The organism is Tritonibacter horizontis (assembly GCF_001518015.1).
Classification (GTDB): Bacteria; Pseudomonadota; Alphaproteobacteria; order Rhodobacterales; family Rhodobacteraceae; genus Epibacterium; species Epibacterium horizontis.
Window position 1 is genome coordinate 18,192 of record NZ_LPUY01000041.1, and the last position, 18,416, is coordinate 36,607.

At 63.8% G+C, this 18,416-nt stretch carries 14 protein-coding genes; 9 read left to right on the forward strand and 5 right to left on the reverse strand.

Annotation, left to right across the window (positions count from 1 at the left end):
- The first annotated feature begins 191 nt into the window (after window positions 1-191).
- The 9 genes from TRIHO_RS06385 to TRIHO_RS06425 all read left to right on the forward strand — a co-directional run bounded on the left by TRIHO_RS06385 (window position 192) and on the right by TRIHO_RS06425 (window position 11,290).
- Window positions 192-1,076 carry a D-alanine--D-alanine ligase gene (locus TRIHO_RS06385; RefSeq protein ID WP_068241392.1) on the forward strand — a complete coding sequence of 295 codons (885 nt, stop codon included), beginning with the start codon at window positions 192-194 and terminating at the stop codon, window positions 1,074-1,076.
- Complete coding sequence (locus TRIHO_RS06390; RefSeq protein ID WP_068241394.1) at window positions 1,064-1,963, forward strand: cell division protein FtsQ/DivIB; 900 nt, start codon at window positions 1,064-1,066, stop codon at window positions 1,961-1,963. Before TRIHO_RS06385 ends, TRIHO_RS06390 begins: the two co-directional genes overlap by 13 nt.
- 1 nt (window position 1,964) lies before the next feature.
- Complete coding sequence (gene ftsA / locus TRIHO_RS06395) at window positions 1,965-3,299, forward strand: cell division protein FtsA (protein WP_068241396.1); 1,335 nt, start codon at window positions 1,965-1,967, stop codon at window positions 3,297-3,299.
- Window positions 3,300-3,751: 452 nt separating this feature from the next.
- Complete coding sequence (gene ftsZ / locus TRIHO_RS06400) at window positions 3,752-5,422, forward strand: cell division protein FtsZ (protein WP_068241397.1); 1,671 nt, start codon at window positions 3,752-3,754, stop codon at window positions 5,420-5,422.
- A gap of 197 nt (window positions 5,423-5,619) precedes the next feature.
- Window positions 5,620-6,567, forward strand: coding sequence for a UDP-3-O-acyl-N-acetylglucosamine deacetylase (gene lpxC, locus TRIHO_RS06405; protein WP_068241399.1), 948 nt, complete (start codon window positions 5,620-5,622; stop codon window positions 6,565-6,567).
- Between the two features lie 119 nt (window positions 6,568-6,686).
- On the forward strand, window positions 6,687-6,890 hold the full coding sequence (locus tag TRIHO_RS06410; RefSeq protein WP_131811181.1) for a hypothetical protein: 204 nt from the start codon (window positions 6,687-6,689) through the stop codon (window positions 6,888-6,890).
- Window positions 6,891-6,987: 97 nt separating this feature from the next.
- Window positions 6,988-7,839: an outer membrane protein assembly factor BamD gene (locus TRIHO_RS06415; protein ID WP_068241403.1), complete on the forward strand. Its 852-nt coding sequence runs from the start codon at window positions 6,988-6,990 to the stop codon at window positions 7,837-7,839.
- 21 nt (window positions 7,840-7,860) lie between these two features.
- Window positions 7,861-9,510: a DNA repair protein RecN gene (gene recN / locus TRIHO_RS06420; protein WP_068241405.1), complete on the forward strand. Its 1,650-nt coding sequence runs from the start codon at window positions 7,861-7,863 to the stop codon at window positions 9,508-9,510.
- A gap of 145 nt (window positions 9,511-9,655) precedes the next feature.
- On the forward strand, window positions 9,656-11,290 hold the full coding sequence (locus TRIHO_RS06425) for a chloride channel protein (RefSeq protein ID WP_408646182.1): 1,635 nt from the start codon (window positions 9,656-9,658) through the stop codon (window positions 11,288-11,290).
- 638 nt (window positions 11,291-11,928) lie between these two features.
- Here the strand turns inward: TRIHO_RS06425 and TRIHO_RS06430 are convergent.
- The 5 genes from TRIHO_RS06430 to TRIHO_RS06450 all read right to left on the reverse strand — a co-directional run bounded on the left by TRIHO_RS06430 (window position 11,929) and on the right by TRIHO_RS06450 (window position 18,395).
- Entirely contained in the window at window positions 11,929-12,270 is a 342-nt protein-coding gene (locus tag TRIHO_RS06430) for a DUF427 domain-containing protein (RefSeq protein ID WP_068241408.1), read from the reverse strand.
- A gap of 61 nt (window positions 12,271-12,331) precedes the next feature.
- Window positions 12,332-14,116: an aminopeptidase P family protein gene (locus TRIHO_RS06435; protein WP_068241410.1), complete on the reverse strand. Its 1,785-nt coding sequence runs from the start codon at window positions 14,114-14,116 to the stop codon at window positions 12,332-12,334.
- Window positions 14,117-14,483: 367 nt separating this feature from the next.
- Window positions 14,484-16,361 (reverse strand): cobaltochelatase subunit CobT, encoded by a 1,878-nt coding sequence (gene cobT, locus TRIHO_RS06440; RefSeq protein ID WP_068241567.1) that lies wholly within the window; start codon window positions 16,359-16,361, stop codon window positions 14,484-14,486.
- 157 nt (window positions 16,362-16,518) lie between these two features.
- Window positions 16,519-17,505, reverse strand: coding sequence for a cobaltochelatase subunit CobS (cobS, locus tag TRIHO_RS06445; protein WP_068241412.1), 987 nt, complete (start codon window positions 17,503-17,505; stop codon window positions 16,519-16,521).
- Window positions 17,506-17,795: 290 nt separating this feature from the next.
- The gene (locus tag TRIHO_RS06450; RefSeq protein ID WP_068241413.1) at window positions 17,796-18,395 is read right to left on the reverse strand and encodes a methyltransferase family protein; all 600 of its coding nucleotides are present in this window, start codon (window positions 18,393-18,395) and stop codon (window positions 17,796-17,798) included.
- Window positions 18,396-18,416 lie beyond the last annotated feature (21 nt).

The window sequence follows — 18,416 nt, forward strand, 5'->3', positions numbered from 1 at the left end:
AGACGTCGGACAGGCGAGATACAGGCGGTGCGAGAGGTCGGTCAACGGCCCCGCACCACATCAAATCAAGGCGCCATCGCCGGTTCGATCCGGGGACAGGCGCCTGACAATAATAAATAGGGCAACAAAGCCCGGGTAAAATTGAGGCAGTGATCGTGGGTGGAGCGAGCAATACACTCCCGAAGGTTGCGATGTTGATGGGTGGCCCCTCCGCCGAGCGGGAGGTGTCACTGTCCACGGGGCGTGAATGCGCCCGCGCGCTGAGGGGAGAAGGCTACGAAGTGGTCGAGGTCGATGCAGGCCCCGACCTGGTAGTGCACTTGCAGGACATCAAGCCGGATGTGGTTTTCAACGCGCTGCATGGCCGTTGGGGCGAGGATGGCTGTGTGCAGGGGCTGCTGGAATGGCTGCGCCTTCCCTATACCCATTCCGGGGTTCTGGCCTCGGCGCTGGCGATGGACAAGGAACGCTCCAAAGGGGCCTACCGTTCGGTCGGGCTGCCGGTGGTGGACAGTGTGCTTGCGCCCAAGGCCGAGGTGATGGCCCGCCATGTGATGGCGCCGCCCTATGTGGTCAAACCCAACAACGAAGGCTCCAGCGTCGGCATCTATATCGTGCATGAGGCGGCCAACGGCCCGCCGCAGTTGTCCGATGAAATGCCCGCGCAAGTGATGGTCGAAACCTATGCGCCGGGGCGCGAGCTGACCGCCACCGTGATGGGCGACCGCGCGCTGTGTGTGACGGATATCCTCACCGATGGCTGGTATGACTACGAGGCGAAATACGCCACGGGTGGATCGCGCCATGTGGTCCCCGCCGAGATCCCGGCCGAGATCACCCAGCTGTGCCTTGACTATGCGCTGCGGGCGCATGCGGTGCTGGGGTGCCGGGGCCTGTCGCGCACCGATTTCCGCTGGGACGAGACGCGCGGCGCCGAGGGGCTGGTGTTGTTGGAAACCAACACGCAACCCGGCATGACGCCGACCTCGCTGACGCCGGAGCAGGCACAGCATGCAGGCCTGACCTTTGGCCAGTTTTGTGCCTGGCTGGTGGAGGATGCGTCATGCGAGCGTTGACCGCCCGGCGCAATGCCAGCGCGCGGGCCGACTCCCGGGCCGATCCGGCACCGTCGCGGCTGAAATACCGCATCCAGCGCTGGATGCTGACCCCCGGTATCCGCACCGGTCTGCGGCTTGGGCTGCCGATCTGTGTGGTGCTGGCCGCGGCAGGGGGCTACCTGGCGAGCGAGACCCGCCGGGCGCATCTGGTTGATCTTTATACCGAGGCGCGCACCGCCTTTGAGACCCGCCCCGAATTCATGGTCAATGTGATGGCGATTGACGGCGCCGGCGACAGCGTCGCGGCCGACATCCGCGAGGTTACCTCGCTTGATCTGCCGCGCAGTTCCTTTGACCTCGATCTTGCAGCCATCCGTGACCTGATCGTCGGGCTGGATCCGGTCAAGACCGCCGCCGTGCGCATTCGTCCCGGCGGCATTCTGCAGGTCGATGTGGTGGAGCGCGCCCCGGCGATAGTCTGGCGCAGCCGCGACGGGCTGGCGCTGCTGGACGACACCGGTGCCTTTGTCGCGGAACTGGGGCAGCGCAGTCTGCATCCGGACCTGCCGCTGATCGCGGGCCGGGGGGCGGATAAAAAGGCGGTCGAGGCGCTGCGCCTGTTTGCCACTGCACGTCCGCTGGGCGCACGGCTGCGCGGGCTGATCCGCGTCGGCGAGCGGCGCTGGGATGTGGTGCTGGACCGGGGGCAGCGTATCCAGCTGCCGGTGGAGCGACCGGTGGCGGCGCTGGAAAGGGTCATCGCCATGAGCGAGGTCAAGGACCTGTTGGAACGCGATGTGGCGGTGGTCGATCTGCGACTGCCGACCCGTCTAACCGTGCGGATGAACGCGCCCGCAGTCGAGGACTGGTGGCGCATTCGAGAATTGAACGAGAGCTCTTTTTGATATGACAGATCTGTATCAATCCCAACGTGCGATGCGGCAGATGCGCCGCCTGGCGATGCAACGTGGCGTTGTCGCTATTCTGGACATCGGGAGTTCAAAGATCTCCTGTCTGGTTTTGCGTTTTGACGGCACCGGGCGGCTGAGCGAGGATAACTCCATCGGCTCGCTTGCGGGGCAGTCGGGGGTTCGGGTCATCGGCGCGGCGACAACGCGGTCGCGCGGGGTCACCTTTGGCGAGATCTCCGCCATGCAGGAAACCGAACGCGCGATCCGAACCGCCGTACAGGCGGCGCAGAAGATGGCCGAGGTGCGGGTGGATCATGTGATCGCCTGTTTCGCCGGCGCGCTGCCGCGTTCCTACGGGCTGGATGCCACCGTGGAGCTGGAAGGCCAGGAGGTCACCGAGAACGAGATCGCCCGCGTTCTTGCCGCCTGCGAGGTGCCGGAATATGGCGCCGGCCGCGAGGTGCTGCACGCGCAGCCGGTGAACTTTGCGCTCGACAATCGCTCAGGTCTTGAGGATCCGCGCGGCCAGATGGGGCAGGCGCTGTCGGTCGACATGCATATGCTGACGGTCGAGGCGGCGGCGATCCAGAACCTGGTGCGCTGCATCCAGCGCTGTGATCTGGAGTTGGCGGGGATCGCCTCGTCCGGCTATGTGTCCGGGATCTCGGCGCTGGTCGAGGACGAACAGGAATTGGGCGCGGCCTGTATCGACCTCGGCGGCGGCACCACCTCGGTGTCGATCTTCATGAAGAAACACATGATCTTTGCCGATGCGGTGCGTATGGGCGGCGATCATATTACCTCTGACATTTCGATGGGGCTGGGCGTGCCAACGGCCACCGCCGAGCGGATCAAGACGATGTCGGGCGGGGTGCATGCCACCGGTGCCGACGACCGCGACATGATCGACATCGGCGGCGAGACCGGCGATTGGGAGCGCGACCGCCGCACTGTCAGCCGGGCGGAACTGATCGGCATCATGCGGCCCCGCGTCGAGGAGATCCTGGAGGAGGTGCGCGTCCGTCTCGACGCCGCCGGATTCGACCATTTGCCGAGCCAGCAGATCGTTCTGACCGGCGGCTCCAGCCAGATCCTCGGGCTCGACGGTCTGGCCAGCCGCATCCTTGGCCAGCAGGTGCGTCTGGGCCGGCCGATGCGGGTGCATGGCCTGCCGCAAGCGGTGACCGGGCCGGGGTTTGCCTCTGCCGTGGGGCTCTGCCTCTTTGCTGCTCATCCGCAGGACGAATGGTGGGATTTCGAGGCGCCGGTGGACCGGATGTCCGGCAGCTCGATGCGCCGCGTGGTGCGCTGGTTCAAGGACAACTGGTAAGGCGGCCCGCCAGAGGGCGAGGGCCTGCCAAACCCCGCCGCGCGCCGGCGGGGTTTTGCCGACCCGCCCAGGGTGTGCCAGAGTTATCCACAGTTTTTCCACAAGCGCGGCACATTCGCCGTGACAGTCGCTTTTGGCTGCGTTAAAATCACTCCCAATACGCTGAAATCAGCGATGCGCGAGGCCGAGCAGGGGTTCGCCAACACAAAATTGAAACGGAACGCGCGGGCAAAAGCAGGCGTGACCGATTTGCGTTTGTGTGTTGCTACCCTGCCTTACGCTACATTTCGCCAAAATGGCGATATTCGGCAAAAATCCAGAGTGAATGGCCCATATTTTGTGGGCGAATGCGCTTTTGGGGATGACGAGACTCCTGCTTCGCGATAGGATTGAGGCAGAATAGTGACAACGGACGCCCTTGCGGGAGGGCATAGAACACAGGCGGAAAGAGCATGACCCTGAACCTTTCGATGCCCGGACAAGACGAGCTGCGGCCCAAGATCACAGTGTTTGGCGTGGGTGGAGCTGGCGGCAACGCCGTCAACAACATGATCGCCAAAGAGCTGGAAGGCGTGGACTTTGTCGTGGCAAACACCGACGCGCAGGCGTTGCAGCAGAACGCGGCAAAGAACCGCGTGCAGCTGGGTGTCAAGGTGACCGAAGGTCTGGGCGCGGGGGCGCGTCCCTCGGTTGGCTCCGCCGCCGCAGAAGAAAGCATCGAGCAGATCGTTGACCACCTGGCGGGGGCGCATATGTGCTTTATCACCGCCGGCATGGGCGGCGGCACCGGCACCGGCGCGGCCCCGATCATCGCCCAGGCGGCCCGCGAACTGGGTGTGTTGACGGTTGGTGTTGTGACCAAGCCGTTCCAGTTCGAAGGCGCCAAGCGGATGCGTCAGGCCGAGGACGGCGTCGAGAGCCTGCAAAAGGTCGTCGATACGCTGATCATCATTCCGAACCAGAACCTGTTCCGGCTGGCGAATGAAAAAACCACCTTCACCGAAGCCTTCTCCATGGCGGACGATGTCCTTTACCAAGGGGTAAAGGGTGTGACGGACCTGATGGTAAGGCCCGGTCTGATCAACCTCGACTTTGCCGACGTGCGCGCCGTGATGGACGAGATGGGCAAAGCGATGATGGGCACCGGCGAGGCCGAAGGCGAAGATCGCGCCATTCAGGCCGCCGAAAAGGCCATTGCCAACCCGCTGCTGGACGAAATCTCCCTGCGTGGCGCCAAGGGCGTGCTGATCAACATCACCGGTGCGCATGACCTGACCCTGTTTGAACTGGACGAAGCGGCCAACCGGATCCGCGAAGAGGTCGATCCGGACGCCAATATCATCGTCGGCTCCACCCTGGATACGGCGATGGAAGGCAAGATGCGCGTCTCCGTCGTGGCCACCGGGATCGATGCGTCCGAAATGGTGCATGACATGCCTGTGCCGCGTCGCCCGATGTCGGCACCGCTGAAGAAAACCGTCAGCGTCGAAGAAAACCGCGCCGCACCTCTGGAACTGACCGAACCGGTCGAGGCGCCCGCCGCCGCACCGATCCCGGCTGTTGCCGCGGAAAGCACAGGTCAGGAGCCGTCGCTGTTTTCTGAATTCGACGGCGAGCAGGGGCGTGGGCAGGATCACGGCGATGAGGTGTTCGAGGATGTCTCGACCGTGAAGAGCAGCGACGATGGTCTGCCACCGCCCGCCTATCAGCCGCAGCCCGCCGCGCAGCCACAACCGGCCGCAGCACAGGCTGATAATTTTGTCGCGCCGCGCGCGCCAGCCGCGGGCACCCCGTCGCAGGATGCGATTTTCCGTCTGCGCGAAGCGGCCCAGCGTCACCAGTCCGGCAATGGGGCGTCTTCGGCACCGCAGCAGCCGCAGGGCGGCCCGGGCGCACAGCAACGGCGTCCCGCCGATCCGCAGGAACAGCGCCGGTTTGGCCTCAATTCCCTGATCAACCGGATGACCGGTCAGCCGCATGAGGCGCCGCAAAACCGGCCGCAATCGGCCCAGCGGGTGCAGCCAAGCGTGCAGACAGCACAACCGCAACAGGCCGAACACCCCCATGACGAGGACCAGGAACGCATCGAAATTCCCGCATTCCTGCGTCGTCAAGCGAACTAACCACTCACGAAACCATCGAGAGGGGCTGCCATTTGGTGGCCCTTTTTCGTTTTAAAACAGCGGGTTGAGTGATCCTGCGCGAGCTTCTGCCGACCTGTTTCGGGGATGTTTCATTCGGTTGCAAAGATTGAATTGTGAGTAGGCGGAGGACTCCTTAGGTGTAGCGGCGAGACGATATCCGTTATCGCAAACTACGCATGAGGCACTCTGTGCAAAATACGCTTAAAGCACCTGTCACCTTTGAAGGTATCGGCCTGCACACCGGGAAACCGGCTAAAATGGTCGTGTTTCCTGCTGCCGCGCAGCAGGGGATCTCCTTCAAGCGGAGCGACATTGCCCTTGGCGACACCGTGGTTCCCGCACGCTGGGACATGGTGGAGCGCACGGCGCTTTGCACACGTCTCGTCAACAAGGCCGGGGTGGCTGTTTCGACGGTCGAGCACATCATGGCCGCCCTTGCGGGCTGTGGCGTCCACAACGCCCGGATTGAGATCGACGGCCCCGAAGTGCCGATCATGGACGGGTCCTCCGCCCAGTTCGTACGTGGAATCATGGCGACCGGCCTGCAGCGGCTGGGCGTTCCGGTCCGGGCCTGGGAAATCGTCAAGCCGGTGCTGGTTGAAACTCGCGATGCGCGGGCGATGCTGATGCCCTGCGACCGGCTCAAGATCACCTTTAACATCGAATTCGCGGAACAAGGCATCGGCAGCCAAAGCCGCGAACTGGACCTGCGCAACGGTGCCTTTGCGCGTGAGCTGTGTGACAGCCGTACCTTCTGCCGCCGGGTCGATGTGGAAACCATGCAGTCCAACGGGCTGGCTCTGGGCGGTGTGCCCGGTGAAAACGCCGTTGTTTTCGACGGTCCGGTGGTTCATGCGGGGTCTGGCCTGCGCCATGCTGACGAGCCGGTACGGCACAAGATGCTGGATGCGCTTGGGGATCTGGCGCTCGCGGGGCTGCCGATCTTTGGTCACTATATCGGTGACAAGGCCGGCCATTCGCTGACCAACACGCTGCTGCGTGCGGTGTTTGCCGAGCCGGGCGCGGTGCGCGAAGTCACCTGTGATCCGGTCCGTACCGCACGTCTGCCGGGGCAGGGCCTTGTCTGGTCGGAAATCCCCAAGGATGTGCGCCGCGTCGCGTGATCCGGCCGCGTTGCCTGCTGCCCCAGGTTGGCTGCTGACCCGGTAGCCTGTTGTCCGGCGCAATCAACCCTTCAGAACCTGTTTTTCCTGAATTTTCAACGCCTTTGCGCCGCGATGGTTTGAACGTCCGCTGCTGGGCTGCGGTGATCCGCCGCGATTTCATCATCGGCCTGTTTCTGCCGATGGCAGCGCCGGATGGCGTCGGTGTCGATGACTTTTGCGCGGACGGGGTGAAGATGACCGTGGATGCAGACTTGACCCTCACCGGCTTTGTCTGCCAATTGAACAGCAGCGGCGTGAAAGGCGTTTTGCACATCATATGAATGTGCTAGACCGTGGCGACGCCGGACCGTATGCACAACATGCGGCCCCCGGACTGCGCCGCTGCGCAGGCGAACGAGACGGTGAAGTGAGGCAGGAATGATCGGCATCAGGGCAGCAGCCAAAGGCATCGGAGTGGTCATTCTGATGACGAGCTTGGCCGCATGTGGGGGCGCAGATGGCGATGCTCAGAGGACGGATCTGAACCTTGAGGCGTTCTCGCCCGCGCAGATCTACGAGCGCGGCGAATTTGAACTGGCCCGCAACCGGTCCGACGACGCGGCCTTCTTTTTCTCCGAGGTGGAGCGGCTTTACCCCTATTCGGAATGGGCAAAGCAGGCGCTGATCATGCAGGCCTTTACCTATCATCAGGATGGGGAATACGAAAACAGCCGGTCTGCGGCGCAACGGTTCATTGATTTCTACCCCACCGACGAAGACGCGGCCTATGCCCAGTATCTGCTTGCCTTGTCCTATTACGATCAAATCGACGAGGTCGGGCGCGACCAGGGGCTGACCTTCCAGGCGTTGCAATCGCTGCGGACCGTCATCGAAGTGTACCCCGAGAGCGAATATGCCTCCTCGGCGATCCTGAAGTTCGACCTTGCGTTCAGCCACCTTGCGGGCAAGGAAATGGAAATCGGGCGCTATTACCTCAAGAAGAAACACTATGCCGCCGCGATCAACCGGTTCCGGGTGGTGGTTGAGGACTTCCAGACCACGGTCCATACGGCCGAGGCGCTGCACCGCCTTGTCGAAGCCTATCTGTCGCTGGGGCTGACTGACGAAGCGCAATCCGCCGGTGCCATCCTCGGCCACAACTTCCGTTCGACGGAGTGGTATGAGGACAGCTTCAAACTGCTGACATCCCAGGGGCTGAAGCCGCGGGATCGGGGCAACAATTGGCTCGCACAGATCTATCGCCAATCCATCAAAGGCGAATGGCTCTGACGGCAATAACAGGGCATCTCGATGCTGCGCGCTCTTGATATTCGTGACCTTCTGATTATCGACCATCTGGAACTGACCTTCCAGCCGGGTCTGAACGTGCTGACGGGTGAAACCGGGGCGGGTAAGTCCATCTTGCTGGATTCGCTGGGCTTTGTGCTGGGGTGGCGTGGCCGGGCCGCGCTGGTGCGGCAGGGTGCGGCGCAGGGCGAGGTGATGGCGGAATTCGAACTCAGCCCCGGGCACGCGGCCCGTGCGGTGCTGGAAGAGGCCGGCCTGCCGGTCAGCGACAGCCTGATCCTGCGCCGGGTGAACACCGCCGATGGCCGCAAGACGGCCTGGGTCAACGACCGGCGCTGTTCGGGAGAGGTGCTGCGGGCGCTGTCCGAGACGCTGCTGGAACTTCATGGTCAACATGACGATCGCGGATTGCTGAACCCGCGCGGCCATCGGGCGATGCTGGACACGTTTGCCGGCGCGGCCCCGTTGCTGCAGGAGGTCCGGACGGCCTGGACCGCGACGGCCAAGGCGCGCAAGGCGGTGGAGTCCACCCGCCGCGCCCTGGAAGCGGTGCGGGCAGAAGAGGAATTCCTGCGCCATTCGGTGGCGGAGCTGGATCAGCTCAACCCGGAACCGGGCGAAGACGAAAGTCTGGACGCCCATCGCCGTCAGATGCAGGCCGCCGAACGCATTCGCGGCGATATTGCGCGGGCCTATGGGCTGCTGTCCGAAGGGGCAGAGGGCGCAATGGGAGAGGCGCAACGCTGGCTGGAGGCGGTGGCCGGCGACGCGGACGACGGGTTGGATGCACCATTGGCTGCCTTGGGGCGTGCCATGATCGAACTGGGCGAAGCGCAGGACGGTGTCGAACGCTTCCTCGAAGGGCTGGAGTTCAACACCAGCGATCTGGAGGATTGCGAAGAGCGCCTGTTCGCGATCCGGGCCTTGGCGCGCAAACACAATGTCCAGCCCGACGATCTGGCCCGCTATGCAGAGACGCTGCGCGACAAGTTGCAAGCGCTGGATGCAGGCGATCAGGACCTTGCCGATCAGGAAAAGGCATTGCGGGCGGCAGAAGCCACCTATGCCACGGCCGCAGAACGATTGTCTGCGCGGCGGCGTGACAGCGCCGCAACGCTGGACGCTGCGGTGATGGCGGAACTGGCGCCGCTTAAAATGGAGCGCGCGGTTTTTGAAACGCTGATCACCCCGACCGAGGCCGGACCGGATGGGGTCGACGGCGTTGCCTTTGCGGTTGCGACCAACCCCGGCGCCCCGGCGGGGCCGCTGAACAAGATCGCCTCTGGCGGCGAACTCAGCCGGTTCCTGTTGGCGCTGAAGGTCTGTTTGCGCGGCGATGACGATGCAAAAACGCTGATTTTTGACGAGATCGACCGGGGCGTGGGCGGGGCCACGGCAGATGCCGTCGGGCGGCGGCTGCGGGCGCTGGCCGAAGGCAGTCAGGTGCTGGTCGTTACCCATTCGCCGCAGGTGGCCGCCCAGGGTGCCTATCACTGGCGGGTGCAGAAATCGGTGCAGGCGGGGGTGACCCTTTCTGACGTGGTCGCGCTGGATCGCGAAGAACGCATCGACGAGATTGCCCGCATGGTCTCTGGCGACCGCATCACGCCCGAGGCGCGCGCCGCCGCCGGGGCGCTTTTGCTTCAAGAGTGACGATTCACGACAGGTAAAGAACTGTTCGATATGCCTCTTGGTCACCGCGAGAGGTTGAATTATCAATGAATTGATCGGAGGCCCGTTGATGGCGCGACAGTCCCCTTCTGTATTGGCCGGACATCTTGTTGAGGTTTGGGCGAGGATGAAGACTGCGCGCCAGTCGTTGGTGCGACGGGGGCCGAGCCAGTTTCAGTTCTGGTTGATCGCCCTGGTGATCGGCGTCCTTGCGGGGTTTGCCGCGCTGGCGTTCCGCACCGGGATCGCGACGCTGCAAGGCTGGGTCTACGGCGCCGATGATGTTGATCTTCTTCACAGTTTTGCGGCCACCTTACCGTGGTACATCCTGTTGTTGGTGCCGGTGCTGGGCGGGCTGGTCGTCGGGCTGATCCTGCATCGGTTCACCGAGGATGCCAGGGTGCGCTCCGTGGCGGATGTGATCGAGGGGGCCGCCCTGCGCGAGGGGCGGGTCGAACTGCGCCAGGGCATGGCCTCCGCCGTGGCCTCGTTCCTGACGCTTTCGACGGGGGGATCTTCGGGACGGGAGGGGCCCGTGGTGCATCTGGCGGGTATGATTTCGACCTGGGTCAGCGAAAAAATCCGGGCCGATGGCATTTCCGGGCGGGATCTTCTGGGCTGTGCGGTGGCCGCTGCCGTTTCGGCCAGTTTCAACGCGCCCATCGCCGGGGCGCTGTTCGCGATGGAGGTGGTGCTGCGGCATTTCTCGGTCAATACCTTCGCGCCCATTGTTGTCGCCTCTGTCGCGGGGACGGTCATCAACCGGCTGCAATATGGCGACGTGACCGAATTTGTGCTCAATACCCCCGGCGCGTTGCAGTTTTATGTCGAACTGCCGGCCTTTCTGTTGCTGGGGCTGATCTGCGGCCTGGTCGCGGGGCTGTTGATGCATTCGATTTTTCTCGCGGACCGGCTGGCAACCTGGGTGCAGACGACGCTGCATGTGCCACGTTGGTTGCGGCCGGCTGTTGCGGGTTTCCTGCTGGGGCTGATTGCGATCTGGTTCCCGCATATCATCGGCGTCGGGTATGAAACCACGGTTCTGGCGCTGTCAGGTCAGCTGCTGTTGGGGCAGGCGATCATCTTTGCGCTGGTCAAGGCGGCGGCGGTGTCCGTGACCATGGGCGGGCGCATGGGGGGCGGGGTCTTTTCACCATCGTTGATGGTGGGGGCGCTGACCGGGCTGGCGTTTGGTCTGATCGCCACGGCCATCCTGCCTGATGTTTCGGGGACGCATACGCTCTATGCCTTTGCGGGCATGGGGGCGGTGGCGGCGGCGGTGCTTGGCGCGCCGATTTCAACCACCCTGATCGTGTTCGAGCTGACCGGAGACTGGCAGATCGGTCTGGCGGTGATGGTATCGGTTTCAATGTCAACGGCGCTGGCGTCGCGTCTGGTGGACCGGTCGTTCTTTCTGACCCAGCTGGAGCGCCGCAATCTGCGCTGCGCTGCCGGGCCTCAGTCTTATCTGCTGGGTACATTGCTGGTGGGCAAGGTCATGCGCCCACTTGCCGCCGAGGAAGAAGAGGCTGCGGCGGAGTTGGTGGCGGATGGCATCGTGTTGTCACATGATGCGACGCTGGAGGCAGCCCTGCCGATGTTTGATCGCGAAGATCTGGATTTCGTCCCGGTGGTCGCGCAAAGCGACGCGGTTGAGAATGACGCGCCGGGACCGCAGATCGTCGGTGTGCTGCGCCATCTTGATGCGCTGAAGGCCTATAACTCTGCGCTGGTGGCCGTCTCGGCCGAGGAACATCGCTGAGCTCTGGCGCACAGGTGATTCGCTTTGCGCGACCCGGCTAGCCCGCCTCGGCCGGGCACGAAGGCCGTCTGCAGGCACCGTAACCGGTAGAGCAAAAATGCCACGGTCGGCTCTTTCGCGACAGATATCGAATCTCAAAATCGCGCCAGTCTCATTTTAAACTTGATAACAATAGGCGATCCGGGCATTTCTATAAAAAAAGGTTAACAGCAGCAGGCATCGGGTGGAAAATAATAATGCGTGCGTTGGTAAGGGGCCTCACAGAGGTAACGTCCGCAAGGGCATCGAATGAGCAGGAAAACGAACGGGCTGCACTCACGGCTTTGATCGAGTATGTTGTTGAAACAACGTGTAAATCCCAGAGCTCTCTGGGGCGGGACGGTGCTGATGATCTGCGCCGCAGCCTAAGTGACGTTGTGCTCTCCAACTGACGGATAAGCGAAAACGCTCCGCATGGTGGCGCGTTTTCTATTTTCCGGGTCAGTGCTGCGGGCGCTGACATCTGCCACCGGTCTGCTGCCTTCATTCGAAAAGTTGGAATTCACGGAGCTGCCCAGCGGGCTTTGTGTGAAAGTGTTGCAAAAAAGCCGAGCGCTCTGGCCCGGCTTAGTCACCTCTCATAGGCAAATGGCCGAGGCTCAGACCTGCTCGACCTTGACCGAGTCCTGCACCTCGAAGGCCAGATGGCCCTTGATGTCAGCGACGGCATCCAGCGGCGCCTCGTAACTCCATGCTGCATTCTCGGAAACAGAGGATTTGTTGACGATGGAGTAATAGGTCGCGTCGCCCTTGTGCGGGCAATGGGTGGTCTTGTCGGTCTGATCGAGAAAGGCCATGGCGATATCGCCCCGCGGGAAATAAATCACCGGCGCGCGGTCATCCTCCAGCAACTCCAGCGCATTGGAGCTTTCGCCCAGAACGGCGCCGCCCGAGCGTACAACCCATTTTCCTTCGGCCTTGCGGATCGTGATATTGGTCATCGGGTTCCCCCTCCTTCTCGCTGTGGTAAGGCTTCTGCCCGCTCAGTGTAACAGTCAGGTATCACAGTGGCGCACAGGCTGCTTCTAGCCATTTGGCCGCAGCTGCGCTGACGCGGGATGCTAGTTTGCGGAAGACGTCCGCGTGATACGAGTTAAGCCAGTCCCGCTCGGCCTCGGACAAAAAGCCGGGCACCACGAGGCGGCGATCAATGGGCGCGTAGGTCAATGTGCGCCACGACAGCATGTTGCGGTCCGCGTCGCCGGAGTCAAGGGGGCGGGCCGTTTCAACTACCAGCAGGTTTTCGATCCGGATGCCAAAAGCGCCTTCGCGGTAGTAGCCAGGTTCGTTCGACAGGATCATACCCGGCTCCAGCGGGACGGTGTTGAGCCGCGACAGACCTTGCGGGCCTTCATGTACGCTGAGAAACGCCCCGACGCCGTGGCCGATCCCGTGGTTGAAATCCTGACCGGCCAGCCACAGCGGCATGCGTCCGATGGCCTCAAGGTCCCGCCCGGCGCGGCCCTCGGGCCAGCGCAGACGCGAGATGGCGATCATGCCCTGCAGCACGCGGGTAAAGGCCTCGGCCTCGGTGCGGCCCGGCGTGCCGATGGCGATAGTGCGGGTGATATCCGTGGTGCCATCAAGGTATTGCCCGCCACTGTCGAGCACCAGGAGGTGGCCGTCCTGGAGGGTGGCGTTGGTTTCCCTGGTCACCCGGTAGTGGATGATCGCGCCATTGGGACCGGTCCCGGCGATGGTTTCAAAGCTGATGTCGCGCAGCGCAGGGTCCGCGGCGCGGAAGGCTTCGAGCTGGGTGACCACGTCGATCTCGGTCACGGTGCCCGGTGGCTGTGCGTCGAGCCAGGCGAGGGCCTCGACCACGGCAGCGCCGTCCCGTTCGTGCGCCGCGGCGCTGCCGTCGATCTCGGCTGTGTTCTTGCGGGCCTTGGGCAGGGCGCAGGGGTCGCCGGCGGGGTCCATCCGGTCCCCCAGCACCTGAGCCAGCGCCTGTGGCAGGCTGCCGTCATCGACGGCGACCTGACCGTTCAGCCCTGATACCGCCTCAGTGAACCGGGCCGGGTCATGGGGGGTGACGTTGGCGCCAAGGTCGATGTCGCCAAGCTTGGCCTCGGCCATGAAGAGATCCACGCGGGCGTCGTCATGCAGGATGGCAAAGCCATGCGCCACGGGGGTCCGGGCGATATCAGCACCGCGCAGGTTCAAAAGCCACATCAGGCTGTCGGGCAGGGTCAGGATGGCGGCGCAGTGGCCGCCCTTGCGCAGCCCCTCCGCCAGGCGGGCGGCCTTGGCGGCGGCGGTTTCACCAGCAAAGGCCACGGGGTGGGCCGTGACGGGAGCCTGCGGTGGCGGTGGCTGGTCTGTCCAGATCCGGTCCACCAGATTGTCGGTTTCGATCAGGCTGAGCCCGCTGCCCTTGAGCCGGGCGGACAGCTCGCGGATTTCGCGGGCGGAATGCAGCCAGGGATCATAGGCCAGCCGGCCGCCGTCGGGCAGCTCTGTGCGCAGCCAGTCCGCCAGCGACACCTCGGGCCAGGGCACCGGGGTGAAGACATCTGCGACCTGCTGTTTGACCTGTGTCCGGTAGCGCCCGTCGATGAACACGCCGGCGCTGTCCCGCAGGGCGGCGCAAAAGCCAGCAGATCCGGTAAACCCGGTGAGCCAGGACAGCCGTTCGTCGCGTGGGGCGACATTTTCGCCCTGATGGGCGTCAGCGCGCGGGACCAGAAAGCCATCGTAGCCCTCGCGGGCCAGTTCTGCCCGCAGGGCTGCAAGCCGGTCCGGCCCCTGTTCGGGCCGCGATGTGACATCGAATGTCTGGAACATCTGTTCCTCCTGAGGCTCTGGCCTGCTGCCGAAAAAAGGCGGGCAGGGACCGGGATGAAGGCGTGCCGGTGGTGGCCCGTTGCGACCTGCGGCGGGATGCGCGGCGGTTGGGAGTCGTTTTGTTGCAGATCGGGCCCGTGCAGACAAGCCCGAGCCGCAAACAGCCCGCTGTCCGTCGCGGCACCCGGCCCGCAGTCCCGGGCACGTCTGGGACATCAGCTGTCGCGCCCTAAGCCGCGCCGGGTGCGATCAGATGGGGATGGGACGGGAGCACGACAGGATGGGAGCGGCCGGACGCCGGGGGCCGATCCGGCAGGAGGCCTGCCGATCCGGTCCGCTTCCTATGCTGCGCGCCGCCGCGATGTGGTCAGCCGGCCCGGCGCATCCCCATCACCCGGGCGCGGGCGCGTGGATCACTGTCAAACAGGGCGGCGAGCTGTTCGGTCATCGCGCCGGCCAACTGTTCGACATCGGTGATGGTCACCGCGCGATCATAATAGCGGGTCACGTCATGGCCGATGCCAATCGCCAAAAGCTCCACCTGTTTGCGTTTTTCCACCATGGCGATCACGTCGCGCAGGTGTTTTTCCAGGTAGTTGGCCGGGTTGACCGAGAGCGTCGAATCATCGACCGGGGCGCCATCCGAGATCACCATCAGGATCTTGCGCGCCTCGGGGCGGGCGACCATGCGGCGATGCGCCCATTCCAGCGCCTCACCGTCGATGTTTTCCTTCAACAGCCCCTCTTTCATCATCAGGCCCAGATTGGGGCGCACACGTCGCCAGGGCGCATCGGCCCCTTTGTAGATGATGTGCCGCAGGTCATTGAGGCGACCGGGCAATTGCGGGCGTCCTTCGTTCAGCCAGGCCTCGCGCGAGAGGCCGCCTTTCCAGGCGCGGGTGGTAAAGCCGAGGATTTCGACCTTGACGTTGCAGCGTTCCAGGGTGCGCGCCAGAACATCGGCACAGATTGCCGCAATCGAGATCGGCCGCCCCCGCATGGAGCCGGAGTTGTCCAGCAGCAGCGTCACCACGGTGTCGCGGAATTCCATGTCCTTTTCGACCTTGAACGACAGGGGCGTGGTCGGGTTCGCCACCACCCGCGCCAGACGGCCAGCGTCCAGAACGCCTTCTTCCTTGTCGAACTCCCACGACCGGTTCTGCTGCGCTTGCAGACGGCGCTGCAGCTTGTTGGCAAGACGCGACACGGCGCCCTTCAGCGGTTCCAGCTGTTGGTCGAGATAGGCGCGCAGCCGCTCCAGTTCCTGCGGCTCGGCGAGATCCTCGGCAGCGATCTCTTCGTCATGGGTGTCGAGGAAGACCTTGTAGTCAGGGTCGGCATCAGACACCGACGGCGGTGGCGGCGGCTCCATCGGCGCCTCGCCATCGGGCATTTCGGTTTCGTCGGTGATCTCTTCGTCGGCCATATCGTCCGAGGAGACCTGGGCCTGGCTTTCGTCCTGCTGCTGGTCCTGCGCCTGTTCGGGAGAGGCGTCGGCCTCTTCCTCGTCGCTGTCGTCGTCGCCGGTGCTGTCGGGCTGTTCTTCCTGTTCGGCGGTTTCATCCGCGTCGTCGTCCATCTCGTCATCGAGATCATCCGGGTCGTCGCCCAGTTGATCGCCATAGCCAAGGTCGGCAATGATGCGGCGGGCGAATTTGGCAAAGGCCGACTGATCGGAAATCGTCTCGTCGAGGATTTCCAGGGTGTCGCCGGCCTGAGCCTCGATGAAGCCCCGCCAGAGCTCCATCACATTGGCGGCGGCGTCTGGCAGCGGGCGGCCAGTGGCCAGATGGCGGATCAGGTAACCGGCCGAGACCGCCAGCGGCGCCTCGGAGGCCGAGGTGACCTGATCATAGCCGCGCCGCAGCGCCTCGTGCTGGATCTTGACGTCGATGTTGGAGGCGGTGCCAGGCATGTCACGGGCGCCCATCGCCTCGCAGCGGGCCCCTTCCATCGCCTCATAGAGCTCGCGCGCCATGTCGCCCTTTGGCACGTAGCGGTCGTGCACCCCGTTGTCGTGATACTTGTGACGCAGCGCCAGCGCATCGGCGGTGCCACGCGCCAGCAGGACTTCTTCGCGGGACATGCGGCGCGAGACCTGCGGCAGGCGCATGGTGTCGCCGGACAGACCGGAGGGGTCCACCGAGTAGTTCACGTTCAATTCGGCGTCGTCAGCCATGACTTTGGTGGCCTCGGCGAGGGCCTTCTTGAACGGATCTGCCGGGTTGTTGTTTGGTTTGTTCATGAGCCCTTGCTCCTGTTGCACCAGCATTGGAGTTTTGCGCGACGCTGTCCAGTCTTTTGCAATGACTGTCCCCGTCCCGCCAGGGACGGGGTGCCGGAGCCCCCATCGAGGGGGCTCCGGCACCGGTCCGACGGCGGTGCCGTCGGATCCCCGCTCCTTATCCCAGGCTCACGTTTGCGGCGCTTTCGGGCAGCTCCTCGTCAAAGCAGCGTTGGTAGAATTCGGCCACGGTCTGGCGTTCCAGCTCGTCACATTTGTTGAGGAACGACAGGCGGAAGGCATAGCCGATGTCGCGGAAAATCTCGGCGTTCTGGGCCCAGTTGATCACCGTCCGGGGGGACATCACGGTCGACAGATCGCCGTTCATGAAGGCGGTCCGGGTGAGGTCGGCCACGGTCACCATCTGGGCGATATCCTTGCGGCCTTTTTCGGTGTTGTAATGCGGTGCCTTGGACAGAACGATGGCGGTTTCGGCGTCGTGGCTGAGGTAGTTCAGGGTGGCCACAAGCGACCAGCGGTCCATCTGCGCCTGGTTGATCTGCTGGGTGCCGTGGTACAGGCCGGTGGTGTCGCCCAAGCCGACGGTGTTCGCGGTCGCAAACAGCCGGAAATAGGGGTTCGGGGTGATGATCTCGTTCTGGTCGAGCAGCGTCAGCTTGCCGTCATGTTCAAGCACCCGCTGGATCACGAACATCACGTCGGCGCGGCCCGCGTCATATTCGTCAAAGACGATCGCAACCGGGTTCCGGAGCGCCCAGGGCAGGATGCCTTCGTGGAACTCGGTGACCTGCTTGCCGTCGCGCAGCTTGATCGCGTCCTTGCCGATGAGGTCGATCCGGCTGATGTGGCTGTCGAGGTTGACGCGCACGGAGGGCCAGTTCAGGCGGGCCGCGACCTGTTCGATGTGAGTGGACTTGCCCGTGCCGTGGTAGCCCTGGATCATCACCCGACGATTGTGGCTGAAGCCGGCAAGAATCGCCAAAGTGGTGTCGCGGTCGAATTTGTACGTCGAATCCAGCGCCGGAACCCGGTCGGTTCCATCCGCAAAACCTTTGACGGTCATGTCGGAATCGATGCCAAAGACGTCCCGGACCGAAAGGGTTTCGGTCGGTTTCGCGTTCATGTCCAGCAGGCCGTCGGTCATAGGTGTCAGTCCTTGTCTTGTCAGTCTCGGGCGCGGGCGTCGCCGTCTCGGTCGTGCGGCCCGTCGGTCAATCTTGGGAGCGTCATGCGCCTAATCGCAGGATTGGTGCCCGAAGATGCCGGTGAGGGCAAGGGAAACTCTTGTGTCGATACGTCTCGGATGAGGGCTGCGAAGGAAATACGCAGAAAACGGCCTCTGCGCCGCGACCGGAGGGGGCGGCGCAGGGGCGGGCATTGGCCAGGTGCGGCACCGGCTGGGGCGCGGACCTATGACTGGAGCGCCTGTGCCCCTCAGAGGGAGTCGCGCAGGCGCAGCAGGCTGCGTTCGTCGACAAAGCGCGGGGTGGAGCGCATGTAATCGGCAAAGGCCTGTCCGTAGCCCTTCATCAGCCAGCGTTCCTCGTTCAGGACGAAGAGGAAGTAGAGCGCAAACAGGACCGCTGCCAGTGCCACCGTGACCCAGGAGCCGGTGGTGATGCCCAGACCGACTGTGGCCAGCACCGAGGTGACATACTGCGGATTGCGCGAATATTCATACATGCCGCCAGTGATCAGCCCGCCGGTGTCGCAATAGGTGTTGTCGAGCCCGAGAAAGCGATAGCCCCAGAGGGTGATCCCGAAGGCGACAACCATCACTGGCACGCCGATGGCGTAGCGGCTCCAGTGGCCCCAGCCGGCGACGCCGATTTCCGACAGGGCAAAGACCACGGTTGCGCCACAGAAGATCCGAAACAGGCCAAATGCGAGATGATGCCGCCAGCCCTCGGCCGCTGGCCAGAGACCAAGCTCTGGTCGTCTGAGGCTCAATCCAAGGTGCGCGGCCAGCGCAAGGGCTGCCAACAGCGCGGTGATCAATGCAATGTCATGGAAGGTCGTGAGGAGGTCGGTCATAGCAGAATAACTTTCCAAGCT